The 16,495-nt window shown below is 35.1% G+C and carries 15 protein-coding genes and 1 other annotated feature; all 15 genes read right to left on the bottom strand.

Annotation, left to right across the window (positions count from 1 at the left end; translation table 11 throughout):
- Positions 1-91: 91 nt before the first annotated feature.
- Positions 92-439, bottom strand: a complete 348-nt coding sequence (locus DWW68_RS03915) for a helix-turn-helix transcriptional regulator (RefSeq protein WP_021953406.1) — start codon at positions 437-439, stop codon at positions 92-94.
- A 32-nt stretch (positions 440-471) separates the two neighbouring features.
- The gene (locus DWW68_RS03910; protein WP_021953407.1) at positions 472-1,164 is read right to left on the bottom strand and encodes a hypothetical protein; all 693 of its coding nucleotides are present in this window, start codon (positions 1,162-1,164) and stop codon (positions 472-474) included.
- 215 nt (positions 1,165-1,379) lie between these two features.
- On the bottom strand, positions 1,380-1,838 hold the full coding sequence (locus DWW68_RS03905; protein WP_118588945.1) for a SpoVA/SpoVAEb family sporulation membrane protein: 459 nt from the start codon (positions 1,836-1,838) through the stop codon (positions 1,380-1,382).
- Between the two features lie 28 nt (positions 1,839-1,866).
- Positions 1,867-2,307, bottom strand: a complete 441-nt coding sequence (locus DWW68_RS03900) for a stage V sporulation protein AB (RefSeq protein WP_118588944.1) — start codon at positions 2,305-2,307, stop codon at positions 1,867-1,869.
- Positions 2,304-2,930: a stage V sporulation protein AA gene (locus DWW68_RS03895; RefSeq protein WP_118588943.1), complete on the bottom strand. Its 627-nt coding sequence runs from the start codon at positions 2,928-2,930 to the stop codon at positions 2,304-2,306. The genes DWW68_RS03900 and DWW68_RS03895 overlap by 4 nt, the downstream gene beginning before the upstream one ends.
- Before the next feature lie 197 nt (positions 2,931-3,127).
- Positions 3,128-3,841, bottom strand: coding sequence for a SigB/SigF/SigG family RNA polymerase sigma factor (locus DWW68_RS03890; protein ID WP_118588942.1), 714 nt, complete (start codon positions 3,839-3,841; stop codon positions 3,128-3,130).
- A gap of 2 nt (positions 3,842-3,843) precedes the next feature.
- The gene (spoIIAB, locus tag DWW68_RS03885; RefSeq protein WP_021953413.1) at positions 3,844-4,314 is read right to left on the bottom strand and encodes an anti-sigma F factor; all 471 of its coding nucleotides are present in this window, start codon (positions 4,312-4,314) and stop codon (positions 3,844-3,846) included.
- Positions 4,315-4,323: 9 nt separating this feature from the next.
- The gene (locus tag DWW68_RS03880) at positions 4,324-4,653 is read right to left on the bottom strand and encodes an anti-sigma factor antagonist (protein ID WP_021953414.1); all 330 of its coding nucleotides are present in this window, start codon (positions 4,651-4,653) and stop codon (positions 4,324-4,326) included.
- 103 nt (positions 4,654-4,756) lie between these two features.
- Positions 4,757-6,238: a tetratricopeptide repeat protein gene (locus DWW68_RS03875; protein ID WP_118588941.1), complete on the bottom strand. Its 1,482-nt coding sequence runs from the start codon at positions 6,236-6,238 to the stop codon at positions 4,757-4,759.
- Positions 6,239-6,258: 20 nt separating this feature from the next.
- Entirely contained in the window at positions 6,259-6,405 is a 147-nt protein-coding gene (locus DWW68_RS13590) for a hypothetical protein (RefSeq protein ID WP_021953416.1), read from the bottom strand.
- Between the two features lie 10 nt (positions 6,406-6,415).
- Positions 6,416-9,055 (bottom strand): valine--tRNA ligase, encoded by a 2,640-nt coding sequence (locus DWW68_RS03870; RefSeq protein WP_118588940.1) that lies wholly within the window; start codon positions 9,053-9,055, stop codon positions 6,416-6,418.
- Between the two features lie 82 nt (positions 9,056-9,137).
- Positions 9,138-9,345: a binding site (T-box leader), on the bottom strand.
- Positions 9,346-9,402: 57 nt separating this feature from the next.
- Entirely contained in the window at positions 9,403-10,182 is a 780-nt protein-coding gene (locus DWW68_RS03865; protein WP_021953418.1) for a hypothetical protein, read from the bottom strand.
- Between the two features lie 20 nt (positions 10,183-10,202).
- A complete protein-coding gene (locus DWW68_RS03860; RefSeq protein ID WP_118588939.1) occupies positions 10,203-11,441 on the bottom strand; it encodes a DUF5716 family protein in 1,239 nt (412 codons plus the stop codon).
- Between the two features lie 40 nt (positions 11,442-11,481).
- Complete coding sequence (locus DWW68_RS03855; RefSeq protein WP_118588938.1) at positions 11,482-15,018, bottom strand: DUF5717 family protein; 3,537 nt, start codon at positions 15,016-15,018, stop codon at positions 11,482-11,484.
- Positions 15,019-16,341 (bottom strand): replication-associated recombination protein A, encoded by a 1,323-nt coding sequence (locus DWW68_RS03850; protein ID WP_021953421.1) that lies wholly within the window; start codon positions 16,339-16,341, stop codon positions 15,019-15,021.
- Between the last annotated feature and the right edge of the window lie 154 nt (positions 16,342-16,495).

Genomic DNA, 16,495 nt, shown 5'->3' with positions numbered 1-16,495 from the left:
TAATTTAAGATATATATTCTTTTGTAATGTGCATAACTTACCTATGCACAAATTGAAAATATTATAGCAGAAAAGCATTTTTTATACAATACTATTTTACTATATAAGTTTTCTTTTTTTGATTAACAAAATAATCTATTAACTCCTCATAGATTTCCCTGCCCTCCTCTTCGGACAGACTATCTACAAATTCGTCAATGTCTTCAATATGTTCTTCTTTACCAAATAATATGTAATCTGCAGAGACTCCAAACTTTTCGTTTAACGTTTTTAGCATATTTATGGTTATTGCCATAGTTCCTGACTCAATTTTTTTATAGGCAGAAAGAGAAACATCTAATTCATTTGCCATTGCAGTCTGAGTGTAGTCCATACCATTTCGTATTTCCCTAACCCTGTTTCCTGTTTCTAAATTTCTTTTTCTCTCTTCTGACAGCATAATTTATCCTTCCTGTATTTCCATGTCAAAAACTACTGTTTATCATCACATACCTTTTCTTCTAATTTCTTATAATCTGAAATCAGACTATGTAACTTTTTCTTTTCATCTTTGCCCAAATCAAACACAAACTTCCTGTTATCAAGGGTTATTTTTATATTTACGTTTTTACTTTTGACTATTTTTTCAAATTCGTCAATGTTCTCTGTGGAAAACGCCATTGCATTATATGTATTCCCATCATCAGCACTTTTCTTTTCATCCTTAAATATATTAAACTTAAGGCTTTCTTTGTCTGATAAAATGGTAAATTCCTTTGAAATTTTGTCATCTTTTATATCGGAAACATTATAAAATCCACCAAATATTATTCGTGGGTCTAAATAATACTCTCCATCTTCGCATGATACATAAAATCTGAAATACAGGCTAAATACCTCTTCTACACTTTCACCTCTGTACATGGGAAATTCAAATCTGTAAAATTCCTTTTCCTGCCTATTTCCCTCCAACGCACTGTCATTCCATATTTTTTCGATATCTTTTCGCTGCAATCCTATTTTACTGCTTTGTATGGTAGATGTTTCCTTAGTGTTTTGATTCTCATACTTTGTGTAATCTTTGCTGTTGTTTTCTTTTATTCTATACATTATTACCAGTGCCATAATCAAAATTAAAATGCATGTCATGACAATTGTAACTGCTGTTTTTTTCCTTTTATCCAAGGTACCCTCCCTGTATTGTAAAGCATATTTTTTAATTTAAGGCATACCGTTTTATGTGCCCGAACATAATTATTATATATCTTTTTTCATATGCTTTCAATAAAAAGGGAGGATACCTTCAGGCATTTTCGAGAAACTTTCCATTGCCTTATCATTCATTGCCAATTCAAATCCCAATCCCAAAGGTATTTCTTCACTATTTTTTCCATACTCTTCTATAATATTCCTGCCGCCTGAAGTATCATGTATATGACTCCCACAATCCAGCTGGAAAATATTCCATACAAAATAACCGGCCCTGCAATGGTAAATATTTTTGCTCCAACACCAAATATCTGCCCTTCTGCCTTAAATTCAATTGCCGGTGCCACCACTCCATTGGCAAAACCTGTTATGGGAACCAGACATCCGGCTCCCCCTTTTTTGGCTATTTTCGGATAAATATTAAGACCTGTTAAAATAACACTTTCTAAAATAAGCACCAGTGTAGTCCAGGCTGCGGCATCCTCTTTGTTCATTCCAAAGTAAGTAAATATTGCCACCCATATCTGCCCCATAAGGCAAATAATTCCCCCTATCCAGAATGCATTAAACACATCGGTAAACAACTTATTGTCAGGAGTTATCCGCTTAACATATTCATTATATTTTTGTTTTCTTTCTTCGCTTTCCATTACTTTCCCCTTTATGCTTTCATTAATGCTATTTTTTAACCCATCCGTTAGCGAACTGAATTATTGCCGCCGTTACTTTTCCCACTGCCACAGCTAAGATAATATAACTAAAACCTATTCTCAGTTTCACTCTTCTGGCAAAAATTGCCGTAGCATTTAATGCCTCAGCTAAAGATATTGCAAGACATCCTACAAAGATTCCCTGAGACAGTCCTATTATGGGTTGTAGCACTGCCGATACCGTTACCGGCATATGAAGTTTTACGGAAAATACCCAGAATATATTCCACAATGTACCTCCTGCCACAACTGCTGTCTCATATTTAGTAACATGTTTTCCGGTATGGGTTTTCCCTGCCATTCTGGTTATAACACCGGTGGAGGCAATAAGGGCAAATACCGCTGCTGAAATTACACTGCCTCCTCCAAATGCTGTTAGTCCCAAAATTATATATTTCCACCACGTCATTTTACATCCAACTTTCCATCCTGTCTGTTATGCCCCTCAATTAAAGTCTGATTAACATCGGTTTCATATTTTCGCATTTCAACCTCAATAGGCGTTGGATCCTTTGAAAACCTCTTTAGCCCAAAATGGTTATAAAATACAAGGATTCCTACCCCCATTCCCACAGAATAGCATAATTCCATTAATGATTTTCCGGTATTTTTGTCTCCCGCCACTAACTTGCAGATTTTTTCAAACATTCCTTCCACTGAAACGTCATTGTTAAATGACATTATGGAAAAACCTGCTCCGAAAAACAAAAGTACACATATTAAAATAACCTTAATAATTTCCAGATATTTTTTCCCTGCATATGCCTTTTTAAATTCAATAATGCAGTCTGTTTCACCAACACTTTGTACATCAACATTTTCAAAGGTTTCATCCACTATTTCAAAAATTTCCATTATAGAAACAATATATCTTTTTTTGCCATTGGAATGATCAGTTAAAAGCTTAATGGGCTTTAACCTGTTTACCACTGACATGTTCTTACATTCTAATTTTGCCACATCGCCAATAGTTACATCTTCGTGAGTTACTTCCACGCACTGATCTAACTTTATATATAATGTATCACTCATGCCCACCTCTAAATCATAACTGCCGTTTCAGTTTTTTCTGTTTCCTTCGCCTGAGAGCACAAATAAACACCAATTCCTGTAGCCATTATGATGGCAGCCATAATAATTATAACTTTAAAGATTTTCATACCTGTCAAATCCTTTCTATAATTGTTTATGACATACATTATATCCAATGAACACTATATTATTCTAATTTATCCAATTTGCTTTTTTAATTTTTCTAAAATTTTCTTTTCAGTTCTTGACACCTGAACCTGAGTCATTCCCACTATATTTGCAATTTCCGACTGGGTTTTATTTTGAAAATATCTTAAAATAATTATTTTTCTGTCTGTATCGTCTAGTGTCTCTAACAGCTGTTTTACCATTATGCGGTTAATAACCATTATCTCATGACTGCTTTCATCCTCTATTTTTTCCAATATGGTCTGCTTTTTATTATCCCCGGTATCGATTTCCTTATAAATAGATTCCACTTCTCTTGATGCATCTAATGCAGTTATTATTTCCTCACAGGTTAAATCACATACTTTAGACAATTCCTCCACCGTAGGTTCCCTGTTATTATCTTTTCTGAATTTTTCCGTTTCTAAATAAATTTTCAATTGATTTTCTTTTATGGTTCTGCTTATTTTAATAATGCCATCATCTCTTAAAAAGCGTCTGATTTCTCCTGCTATCAGTGGCACTGCATAGGTGGAAAATGCCACTTTAAAATTAACATCAAACCTGTCAATTGCCTTAAGCATTCCTATACAGCCTATTTGAAATAAATCCTCACTTTCATAGCCTCTGTTTAAAAATCTCCTGACAATGCTCCAGATAAGACCACTGTTTTCTAAAAGTACCTTGTCCCTTGCTGCTTTATCTCCCTTATGAGCCATTTCTATTAACGATAATACATCCATTATCAGATTTTTTCCTGCTTTGTTAATCTCTTTGTCATGGAAACCTTAGTACCACGACCTTTTTCTGACTCTACAATCAGTTCATCCATAAACATTTCCATAAACATAAATCCCATTCCGGAGCGTTCTAACTCCGGTTTAGTTGTAAACAACGGCTCTCTTGCTTTTTCTATGTTTTCAATTCCAACACCTTCATCTTTTATTTCAATTTTTATGGTTGTATCTGTTTCGTATGTACTATCATTTTTCTTTATTTTATTTGTAAGCATGTTGCACTTCATGTATACAGTTCCCGTTTTTTCCCCGTATCCGTGAATTATTGCATTAGTAACTGCCTCTGAAACAGCAGTTTTTATGTCATTTATTTCTTCGATTGTAGGGTCAACCTCCGTGAGAAAGGCAGCCACCACCATTCTTGCCAGACTTTCATTTTGTGACTTGGCATCAAACGTAATGCTCATATTATTCTCCATACTTTCCTCCTAATATCTGGATAAATCCGGTGTTATTGTTTTTTCAACAATTTTGTACAAACCTGAAATAGTTAATATTCTGTCAATAGAATTATTAATATTAGTAACAGTAACTTTACCGCCCCGGTTTTTAACTAACTTATACCGTCCCATAATAACCCCGATTCCTGAACTGTCCATAAATTTTGTTCTTTTAAAATTAAAAATAATGTTTTGAATTTTGTTTGAAATAATATACCAGTCCGACTGCTCTGTTATGATTTTTGCATTATGATGGTCTAATTCTTCCGGTAAATAAATCAACAGATTTCTTCCCCTTACTTCATATAAAACTTCCATTGTAATCCCCCTTAAAATTTTATAAACATGGCTCAATACCTGTTTTACCATAACCACAAAAAGAGAACCCTTTTAAGGTTCTCTTCTTTAGTATTTTTATATTTTATTCTGAACTTCCGCCGTCTCCGCTATCACCGCCATTGTCTCCGTTATCACCATTGTTGCCGTCATCGCCGCCATTGTCTGATAACATATTTCTTGCTCTATCTGCGTATTCTGAATCTCCAAAATCATCAACGATTTTCTTGAAATACTTATTGGAGTTAGTTGTATCTCCCTGCCTGTTATAGGCATAGGCTAAGTAATAAATCGCTTTAACGTTGTTTTTATTTGCCTCAATACACTTTGTAAACTGTGTTATTGCTGTTTCGTAATCTGCACTTTCGTAGGCGCTCATACCTGCATCAAAAGCTGAATTTTCCACTCTTGATGACAACTGATCACTTAATGACTTGTACACCGATGTAAATGAAGCTGATTCCATCTTCATTTTGCCATCAACCTTTTCTAATGACTTTGCACTATTGTCGTAATCCTTTGCTAAGTAATACTGTACTGCCTCTAAAAGATTACTGTAGTTTGTGCTTAAAGTATTTCCCGTGCCAGTATACTGGGCAAGACTCGTTTTAAGCTTGTCCCTTTCCTTCTTTATTGTATCCACCTGATCCTGCAATTCGGAAATTGTAGAATTTTTTATAGCAATCTTTTGATTATATTCAACCTTTGTGTCATTTACTTTATCAGAAATGCCTGCAATTCTTGCCGGAGTAACAATAAAGTAAACCAATGCTGCGCCAAGCAAGACACCTATTATTATGTGTAAAATACTTTGGGCACTGCTAATAGCCTCTTTAAAATTGTTTTGTGGAACAATAACATCATTTCCACTTAAGTAAGGTCTGTCAACCATTACACCTCTTAAGCTTCGTCTTCGCTCCATTCTCCTGTCAGGATCATTTTTCTTTTCATCCTCCATATACTCGTTAATTTCTCTTAAATAACGGATACTTAAAGGATTGCACTTGTCAATTTTAAGAGACTTCTTTATTGTTCTCTTTGCTCTCTCGTACTGACCGTTTTTGGTGTAAAGTAAAGCTAAAAGCTGATAGGCCTTTATCAGATTAGGATTCTGATTAAGGACTTTCTTAAGCTGAATTATAGCCATGTCGTCAGTTCCGCTCTTGGCATAATTAAGAGCTACATTGAACTTCTTTATAGTATGATTCAACTCGTCTACTTTTCCCTTTTCCTGCTGTATAGCTACAAGATATCGGTCTGCCGGGTTGTTATCCGGCTGAATGTTGGTGCTCATAACCCACTCGGAAAATGCCTGAACTGTCTCTCCCATTTCAAAATACACAAGTCCTAAAAGATTTCTGGCATCAATATTACGTTTGTTTAACTTAACACAACGTCTTAAGGTATCTGCTGCTCCGGCTAAATCTCTGTTTCTTGCCTTTGTAAGACCCACGTTGTAATATGTGTTGGACAAACGCACAATTCTCTTGTAGACGCTTACATCCATACCACAGTGACTGCAATAATCACTGTTAGTAAGGACATTTCCACAATTATAGCATATCATCTGTTAAATCCATCCTTTGCTTATTTGTTCTCGCCCTTTAGTTCCTCAACCATCTGTATCATAACATCAGTAATGTCTGATATATTGTTGTTATAGATGGCGTTTTCTGCCTCTTCTATTTCAAGGCTTGGATGAAATTTTTTAATTTCTTCTTCAAAATTAATCATATCCTTCTCCTTATTTTTCTAAATGTGAAAGCTGTCCCTTAACCTGTTCCATCATCTGTTCATATTTAGCCTTCTTTTCCTTCTCCTCATTTATTTTCTTTTCAGGAGCCTTACTTACAAAGTTAGGATTTGAAAGCATTCCGTTTACTCTTGCAAGTTCCTTGTTAAGGCGTTCAACTTCCTTATGAAGTCTCTCAATTTCCTTTGCAATGTCAACAAGTTCGGCAAATGGCATGTAAATAGTAGCCTTTGGAATAACTACTGATACAGCGTCATCCTCAATGCCTTCCTTATCACTTTGAATAATAACCTCACTGGCATATCCTAAGGTAGCAAAGAATACATTTCCCTTTTCAAAGATTTCACGTACAGTTGCATCATCAGATACAACAAATACTTTTGCCTTCTTGCTTGGTGCAACATTCATCTCTGAACGTATATTTCTGATAGAACGTACAGCTTCCTTAATAGTTTCAACTGCTGCTTCTTCTTTTTCAAATGTGTTTTCTTCTGAATACTCAGGCCATGATGAAATCATAATGGACTCTTCATCATCCTGAATATTACAGAATATTTCCTCTGTAATAAATGGCATATATGGATGTAAAAGTTTTAATGAGTCAATTAATACTTTCTTAAGTGTCCATAATGCAGCCTGTTTTGTATCATCATTATCATTGTACAATCTAGGCTTAACCATTTCAATATACCAGTCACAAAATTCTTCCCAAATAAAGTTGTAAATTTTGTCAGCTGCTATACCAAGTTCAAATTTATCAAGATTTTCTGTCACATCTTTTGCCAAAGTGTTAACTTTTGATAAAATCCACTTATCTGCATCAGTTAAGTTTTCAGGTTTCTTACCTAAATCAATATTTTCTTCAGGAAGATTCATCTGGATAAATCTTGAAGCATTCCAAACCTTATTGGCAAAGTTTCTTGATGCCTCTACTCTTTCCCAATAGAATCTCATGTCGTTACCAGGTGCATTTCCCGTAATAAGGGTAAATCTTAATGCGTCAGCACCATATTTATCAATAACCTCCAATGGGTCTATACCGTTTCCTAAAGATTTTGACATTTTACGTCCCTGTGAATCTCTAACAAGTCCGTGTATCAAAACTGTATCAAAAGGTACCTCTCCTGTATGTTCAAGTCCTGAGAACATCATTCTCATTACCCAGAAAGGTATAATATCATATCCTGTTACTAATGTATTAGTAGGATAGAAGTAATCCATTTCTTCTGTTTTATCAGGCCAGCCCAGCGTACTAAATGGCCATAATGCTGATGAGAACCATGTATCAAGAGTATCCGGATCCTGTCTCATTTCCTTACCACACTTAGGACATACTGCATGGTCTTCCTTTGTTACAACCATTTCACCACAGTCATCACAGTAAAATGCAGGAATCTGGTGTCCCCACCATAACTGACGTGAAATACACCAGTCACGGATATTTTCAAGCCAATGGAAATATGTTTTATCAAAATATCCCGGTACAAACTTAGTGTCACCTTTTTTAACAGCTTCTATTGCAGGCTTTGCCAGCTCATCCATCTTTACAAACCACTGCTTTGAAACTCTTGGTTCAATAGTTGTATGACATCTGTAACATGTACCTACATTATGTTCATGGTCTTCAACCTTAACCAGATATCCTTCCTTGTCTAAATCTTCTACAATTGCCTTTCTTGCTTCATATCTGTCCATACCTGCGTACTTAGGATAATCATCAACAATCTTAGCATCGTCTGTTAAAACATTAATAACAGGTAAGTTGTGACGAAGTCCAACTTCAAAATCGTTAGGATCATGGGCAGGTGTAATTTTAACTACACCGGTACCAAAGTCAATACCTACATAGTCATCGGCAATAATAGGGATTTCTCTTCCAACTAAAGGAAGTGTAAGCATCTTTCCTATTAAATGTTTATATCTGTCATCATTTGGGTTTACTGCTACTGCTGTATCACCAAGTAATGTTTCAGGTCTTGTTGTAGCCAGCTGGATATATCCTGAACCATCTGTTAAAGGATATCTTAAGTGCCAGAATTTACCTGCCTGGTCTTCATATTCTACCTCTGCATCTGAAATAGATGTAAGGCAATGAGGGCACCAGTTAATAATTCTTTCACCCTTGTAAATCTGCTTTTTGTTATATAAATTAACAAAAACTTCCTTTACCGCCTTTGAACAGCCTTCATCCATGGTAAATCTTTCTCTGTCCCAGTCACAGGATGAACCAATCTTTTTAAGCTGTGAAACAATACGTCCGCCGTACTGCTTTTTCCACGCCCATGCTCTGTCTAAGAATGCGTCTCTCCCAATATCTTCCTTGGTAATGCCTTCTTCACGCATTTTTTCTACAATCTTAGCTTCTGTGGCAATTGATGCATGATCAGTTCCCGGAAGCCATAAGGCTTCATAGCCCTGCATTCTCTTAAATCTAATCAAAATATCCTGCATTGTATTATCAAGGGCATGTCCCATATGAAGCTGCCCTGTAATATTTGGAGGTGGCATAACAATAGTAAACGGCTTTCTGCTTCTGTCTACTTCTGCATGGAAATATTTCTTTTCCTGCCACTTTTCATAAAGTCTGTCTTCAATCTCTGCGGGATTGTAATTCTTTTCAAATTCCTTCATTGTTTTCTCCTATTCTGTAAGATTATGAAAAGAAAAAGAGCAGCCATGCCACTCTTTTCTTTTGTATAGTAACCGGTAGCACACAAAGGGCGAATATATCGCGGTACCACCTTTCTTTATCACTTATCTTATCCTGTAACGGGGATGAAACGTCTGCGGCTAATTGGATAATCCATTTTTTACCACGGCTGCTTAGAAACTACCTTCACAAATACCTTCCTAAGAGGCTTCCACCATCCCTCTTTCTCTATAAGGGGTTATCTGCTACTCCTTTTCCTCAACGCATTTAAACATATAGTCAATGATAAATATTTTATTTATGTTTGTCAACATCTAATATCAGCAAATTAACTGTTTATTTCCACAATATATTCTTTTCTGCACTGAGTTACAAACATATCCTCATTTTCTTTTTTCCACTCTGACTGTATATGCACTTTTCTCTTTATAAGTTCTGCCCTAAGTCTGTTAATAACCGTATCGCTTACCTTATATTTTTCCTTATCTATGTTAAGTCTCTTTTCATTATCACTTAACAAATCACATAGCAAAACCGACTCTAAGGACTCGTTGGACTTATTTAACCTGTATGCACATCTAAAGGCTGCTGCTCCATGTTCATATTCAAACAATCTTGCATATGCTACACCTAAATTGTTGTAAACATCTCCGTAAAATCTTTCCGGAAGTTCTGTGTTTATAGCCTTGTTAAGAATACTGTTATAGTAGTTAATTGCCATGTTATATTTGTCTGTATCCATAAGTATGTCCGCCTTCGCCTTTATTCGTTCAGCTGTTGTTTTTGAACAAAGGGCAACTAAATGATTTTCCAGTTTTTCTGCTTCTCTTTCAGAATAATATCCGGAATTTTTAATAACAAAGGCAATTTTTTCTCCCAGTTCGCCTTTCTTTGCTATTATCTGCTTTAACCCGGAAGCAATGGTTGTCTGCTTTAGTTCATTTTCAATATAATCAATTAATGTATCACTGAAAAAGGTATCATCTATTAAATACAGATAATTGTACAAATAATAACTTAACTCCTCAATTGAATATATGTTTTTGTTGACTTCCTTAATATAGTATGGTTTCTCTGTATGTATCGTACACAAAGTAATATAATTCATGACGTCTCCTCTTAAAAGTTCTATAAAGTAATTTCTTTTTTAACTGACATTCCTGAGGATTTAAAGAATTCTCCAAATCCTAAATCCTTTATTTCTATTTCAAAGGAATTTTCAGAAAGATATCTGAAATTTATTTCAAGTCTTGTGGTATTTGGCGGTCTCTTAGGAAAATCCTTTAAATCAATTTTGAAACTTTCATTGGCATGATTCATAATGTCCTGAATTTCAAAGGAAGCCTCCGTAGGTTTTTCCATTATACACTCAGCCTTTGATTTTGCCTGGTGCCAATACTCTCCAATGTTTGAAAGGGTAATGTAACTATCATGTTCCTTATATTTAACAGCCATAACAATTTTAACTCTCGTACGTCCCTTACAGGAAATAAGATATTTATCAAGAACCGGTACATAGAAAAATTCTCTTGCGCCATAGGCTGCCCCTTTTACTATAAGGTTACTACCTTTAAAAACTCTTCTGTTTCTGCACAAAACGGATAAGGTTTTCTGCCATCCGTCTACATAAAATCCTTCTCCTGAAAGAAAAACTCCTGACACAACATGTTTTTTAAGCTGTTCCTCCAAAAATTCAGAAAGTATTTCATCAGCTCCAAGAGGCTCTCTTGTAACTAAATCCATAGTGAATAAATTGCTTAAATCCGTCATTCTTACATCTGCCACATGAGGCTGTCTTCCTTTTATAACATTTAATCTTCTACATGAAAACTCATGTTTATCCAGCTGCAAAAACAAAACATTATTTATCCATATATCCTTATTCTGATTTAAAACATAGTATACAAAGCTTTCTGAGTGACTTATTACCTTTATGTCTTTTTCATTGTATCCCAACTCAGTAAATACCTCCAGCAGTCCCTTTATAACCTGAGGATTTACCTGATTTACAGTTACAAGAATATTTTTTATTAAACGTCCGTTGCTGTAATTAACCGCTAATTTAATTAGATATGACATAAATGTGGAAACTGCTTTTTTTGCCTCATCAGCATCATTTTCACTGTCTTCGTTGAATATTTCCGGAAGATTTTTGTAAACTTTGCTTTTTTCAAGTCTTCCTTTATTAACTGCCTCATCGCCTGCTGACCATTCATTCAATTCACTGTTGTAGCATACAACGGCGGGAATCATATAATTATCCTCTGTTCCCACACTTACGGACTGGGGATTTCCATCATTATCCAAATATGCTATCTGTGCATAGTCCATAGAAAAATCTATTCCTAAAATCATTCCTTTTCCCAAAGCCTTGTCCTCCTAGTACCAGCTTAATTTCCGATGTAATTTATAAAAGCTTAAAGATTTCTTTGCCTGCTTCCTTACAAAGAGCATATGACTGCATTATCTCCCTTGCCGCATCCTCTCTTCCTAAAGCCCTGCAAATCATCATTCCATTTATCATTCCAAAACGTGACTCATCGTTGTAAATATTTTTTTCTGTTATTCTTACGGAATAATTATCCACTACCTTTCCATCAGGGTCTTCATCTGAATACTCCTTAATGCTGTAGTCAATTTCTTCACCATAAAACATAATTATTTCCTTAGTAAATATTCCCTGATAAATGCTTCCCATTTCTTCCGTAACTTTCTTTGTACGTCCCTCAGGAGTCTTTATGCTATAGGTAATATCTACCCTGTGTTTTGGATTTGTTCTAAAATCAATTATGGTTTTGTCCACAAGATTAAATGGTATCTTAAACCACTTATTAAACTTCTTATAAAACTCAAAATTAATATTATTCTTTGCCAATGTTTCTATTAATGACTGAAGAATCTTAATCTGTCTTTCAGTAAGGCTTGTTTTTTTAGACATAGCCTCCACAAAAGCAATACTACATATAACCGGTGTGTTTAATCCGTTGTCATATTCCTGCTCAAGAATTTCCCACACCACATCCGGACATTGCACCTTCTTAATAAAGTAGTTGTATGTCACATATGTGTAAAATGCCTTTCTTATAACTGTAGATGTTGCTTCTTCTAAATAAGACATATAAATATCATATATTTTGTTTTCTGTATTTCCTTCAAAAATATACTGCACCAAGAGACGTTCAGCCATTGTATTATCCTTTATGCCTTTTGCTTTAATGGCAAGGTACAACTGGTAAAGTTCAAGACTTCCTGCCTCATAGTATTTTCCAAGGAACCTTAATACTCCCTCATCCCTGCATCCGTTTCTAAATGCACTGGCACACATTTCTTCCACATAGTCATTTGGGTCACATTCAGGATTTGCCACTAACTCTATGCATACCTTTTCTAACAGGGAATTGCTTATTCCCTTATAACCATACTTTGCCATATACGGATAAATCATTTCCATAAAGTTCTTTTCAATCATAACTTCCATTACTTTATTTCGTGATTTAACATCCAGTGAAGCCATATCAATTTGAAGAAGATAAATATCCAAATCTCCTTTATCGTAGCCCTTGTAATAATAATCCACAATAAACTCAATCAGTCTTTGCCTAAATTCCTCAGTAAGTCCCGGTGCACCCACCATTGCCTTTAATTCAATAAGCTTTCCCGGATTGTCTGCAGGATTTCTCATGATTTTTTCAATGTCACATAATTCTGTTAAAAGATTGCTTCCCACCTTTGAAACCGGTGCCGTTATTTCCATTTTTGAGATTTCATATTCCACATCTGAAATAATTCTTCCCCTTTTGTCCATAAATACAATAACCGGATTATCTGTATATAACTGAACATACGCCATTCCGTCTATAAAGGACACTGTCTGGAAATCTTTTATTTCTTTATGATTTACAATAACATGCTTTATTTTCCTGTTATTAACCCTGATACAATAAGTATGGAGAACCTTAGCCATATTATCACCTAAGTTTCCCACAATAAAATCATCATTTAAAATTCTGTTGTATATAACTCTTAAATGACGGTTGTTATTGCCCTTCATAAGCTCTTCTGTTACATATTTTTCCAAATCATTGTAGCATTTAGTATAAATTTCATCTGTGTCACTGAAATTAGTTACAAGATTTGCGTAAAAATAATCTCTGTTATACATTAAAGTATCAGTGCCATATGAAAAATACTTATATGCTGATTTTTCCAGCATATTGTAATTATCCACATCTATTGTGTATATATAATACTCGTAAAGATTAGTGATTTTTAATTCTTTTTTTACACCTTCACTTATCCACTTAGAGTATTCCTTGTTGGCTCTGTTTCCATTAATAATTGCACCGCAAATACAGTAAAGTACATCTGTACTTTCAGTTTCCTCATATAACCTGCTTAAGATATTAATATAGTTTTCGTTAAATTCCCTCTCCCTGCCAATAATATCTGCTGCCTGTTTTGCCAACTCTATTCCAACCATATGATACTTGCCGGCAAAATTTAAAATCTGGATTTCAAATTTGTTAAGCATTCTAAAAAGTTCCGGCTGCTCATTAATAACCTTTGCTGCCTCATAATACATAATAGGGCTGTGACAGCCGTTATTAAACATTCTCTTTACTAATGTATATTTAAGGCTTGGATTTTCATCATACCTGTCATCCATGTAAAACAGCATCCATAAAAGCTGCCATTTGTCGTATCCGCCTTCAAAATAACCTTTTATTTCTTCCTTAACTTCATATGTGTAGGAAGCATCATTTTTATATATAGATTTTAAATATAAATAATAGCAATAATAAATTACAGACTTTTCATCTTTAATGGAAACAAGATTAGATGCCCTGTTTAAATATTCTAATGCCATTTCGTCATCATTATTAGTTATTCCCACCTGAGCCTTTGCCAAAACTCCAACAATGTCATTTTTATTAGCTATTAATCTTTCCTCAGCAAGATTTAAAAGATTACTTTTCCATTTTTTACCATCTATAACCCCGGTACGGAAATCCAGATAGTTTTTTACCATATTGATGGTACTTTTTTTGTTTTTAAGGTACTCATCAATACTGTCTTTCTGATTTACAATAACCACATCATACACCAGTTTTTCGTTAGAGCTTCTTAAAATAATTCTTCCGCAATTACTTCCTCCGTGAAGTCTTCCTGCATTAATGAGATACTGATATTCAGCAATTTTTCCGTTAAATTCATCTCCGGAAATTTTGTCCTTACAGCCATAGAAGAAGTCTCCCTGAACTTCCACGTCTATGTCCACGTAGCCCCAGCCGCTTCTTGAAATATTTAACACATCGCCATAGTTTTCTTTTATATCCGTATACTCTTTTATGGTATTAGAAATACTTATTTTCACTTTGTCCTTTAGTTTCATTCCTACTAAAAATTCCTCAAGAGCAATGTTTCTGTTAGTATTTCTCATTACCTGATTATACAAAGTAAGGGCATGGTCATCTTTTTTAAGGAAATATGTTTTAAATTCCTTTGATAAAAACAGCAAAAGTGCCTCATCATAGCTCACTCTTACAAGTTTCACAAAGTCCGTAAGAGCTGTAATTTCACCTATGGAAGATGTTATAACCTGCTTTTTCACTGTTATGCCAAAAGGAATGGCATAGTCCCCAGCAGTGGTTATTACACTAATGGTTCCGCTTATTACCTGTCCCTCATACATATTTTTAGAGGATACAACATATTTAACCTTATTGTTAATCCCATTAAACTGGTTGTTCTCAAATTCAATGTGATTGTCAGTGGAAAAAACAATACCTTTAACGCTCATTCCGTGCTTACCATTAATGGCAATCTCTCCGTATGTGCTTTCCCCCTGCTCTAATTCCACTGCTATTCTATTTTCAGATATTTCCGCATCCGGTGTTTCATACACCGCATTTCCTGATGCCAGTTTATCTATTAATGCCTTCAATTAATCAATACCTCTTATCTTTTTAAAATATTCTTTAACTTCTGCTTCATATCCTAAATCTCCCGGATTGTAAAACTTTGAACCTACCAGTTCATCCGGAAGATACTGCTGATTAACATAATGGTTAGGATAATCGTGTGCATATTTATATCCTATACCATGTCCCAGTGCCGCTGAACCTTTATAATGTGCGTCCATTAAATGCACCGGCACCTTACTGGTTACTGTATTTTTCACTGTATCCATTGCCTTAAATATGGCATTGTAGGCTGAATTGCTCTTCGGTGAAGAAGCAACATATATTACCGCTTCTGACAAAATAATCTGTGCCTCCGGCATTCCCACCTGATGTACCGACTGTGCTGCCGCCGTGGCTACAACTAATGCCTGTGGATTTGCCATTCCCACATCCTCTGCTGCACAAATCATTATTCTTCTCGCTATGAAGTCAACGCTTTCTCCTGCATACAGCATTCTGGCTAAATAATACACTGCCGCATCCGGGTCTGAGCCACGCATGCTTTTTATAAATGCAGATATTGTATCATAGTGGTTGTCCCCTGACTTGTCATATCTTAATGCTCTTTTTTGTATACACTGCTCTGCCACATCTAGTGTTATATGTATCTTTCCATCTTGGCTTTTATCAGTGGTAAGGATACCTAATTCAACTGCATTTAGTGCTGTTCTTGCATCACCGTTAGATATTTCCGCCAAAAACCGTGCTGCATCTTTATCAATAACTCCGTTGTAAATTCCCATTCCATTTTCTTTATCTTCAACGGCTCTATATATTAACTTTTCAATATTTTCCGTGGACAAAGGTTTTAATTCAAATATAATTGAACGGGATATTAAAGCTGAATTTACCTCAAAATAAGGATTTTCAGTAGTAGCTCCTATAAGGATTATTGTTCCATCCTCCACGAAAGGTAAAAGATAGTCCTGCTGTCCCTTGTTAAATCTATGAATCTCATCTATAAACAAAATAGTCTTTTTGCCACTCATTGCCATGTTCTGTTTGGCAGTTTCCACTACCTCTTCCATGTCCTTTTTTCCTGCCACTGTAGCATTTAACTGTTTAAATTCAGCACTGGTAGTATTAGCAATAACCTTGGCAAGAGTTGTTTTCCCTGTTCCCGGAGGGCCGTAAAAAATAACCGAACTGATTTTATCTGCCTTTATTGCTCTATATAGAAGTTTTCCCTCGCCTATAATATGCTCCTGTCCTACAACCTGCTCTAGTGTTTTCGGACGCAGCCTGCTGGCTAAGGGTGACTCTTTTTCACTATTTATATTTCTTGCATAATCAAATATGTCCATATCAAACCTCTGTGGTAAATATAATAAATATGCTATTAGCCATTTGGGTTTATTGTATCACAAAACCCGGTATTGAGGAAGTGTCTTATTGTTTTTCCTTAAGTTGAGTTTATTCTATTTTTATGTTAAAATAAATTGTCATATTGTGTTTTTT

This window comes from Eubacterium sp. AF16-48 (assembly GCF_003479405.1).
Taxonomy (GTDB): domain Bacteria; phylum Bacillota; class Clostridia; order Lachnospirales; family Lachnospiraceae; genus Eubacterium_G; species Eubacterium_G segne.
This window is presented reverse-complemented; position numbering and strand designations above follow the sequence as displayed.

Bases quoted from the DNA above. Each gene is read 5' to 3' on its own strand.
- DWW68_RS03915 (WP_021953406.1), bottom strand. From the start codon at position 439: ATGCTGTCAGAAGAGAGAAAAAGAAATTTAGAAACAGGAAACAGGGTT.
- DWW68_RS03905 (WP_118588945.1), bottom strand. From the start codon at position 1,838: ATGGAAAGCGAAGAAAGAAAACAAAAATATAATGAATATGTTAAGCGG.
- DWW68_RS03900 (WP_118588944.1), bottom strand. From the start codon at position 2,307: ATGACGTGGTGGAAATATATAATTTTGGGACTAACAGCATTTGGAGGA.
- DWW68_RS03895 (WP_118588943.1), bottom strand. From the start codon at position 2,930: ATGAGTGATACATTATATATAAAGTTAGATCAGTGCGTGGAAGTAACT.
- DWW68_RS03890 (WP_118588942.1), bottom strand. From the start codon at position 3,841: ATGGATGTATTATCGTTAATAGAAATGGCTCATAAGGGAGATAAAGCA.
- spoIIAB (WP_021953413.1), bottom strand. From the start codon at position 4,314: ATGGAGAATAATATGAGCATTACGTTTGATGCCAAGTCACAAAATGAA.
- DWW68_RS03880 (WP_021953414.1), bottom strand. From the start codon at position 4,653: ATGGAAGTTTTATATGAAGTAAGGGGAAGAAATCTGTTGATTTATTTA.
- DWW68_RS03875 (WP_118588941.1), bottom strand. From the start codon at position 6,238: ATGATATGCTATAATTGTGGAAATGTCCTTACTAACAGTGATTATTGC.
- DWW68_RS13590 (WP_021953416.1), bottom strand. From the start codon at position 6,405: ATGATTAATTTTGAAGAAGAAATTAAAAAATTTCATCCAAGCCTTGAA.
- DWW68_RS03870 (WP_118588940.1), bottom strand. From the start codon at position 9,055: ATGAAGGAATTTGAAAAGAATTACAATCCCGCAGAGATTGAAGACAGA.
- DWW68_RS03865 (WP_021953418.1), bottom strand. From the start codon at position 10,182: ATGAATTATATTACTTTGTGTACGATACATACAGAGAAACCATACTAT.
- DWW68_RS03850 (WP_021953421.1), bottom strand. From the start codon at position 16,341: ATGGACATATTTGATTATGCAAGAAATATAAATAGTGAAAAAGAGTCA.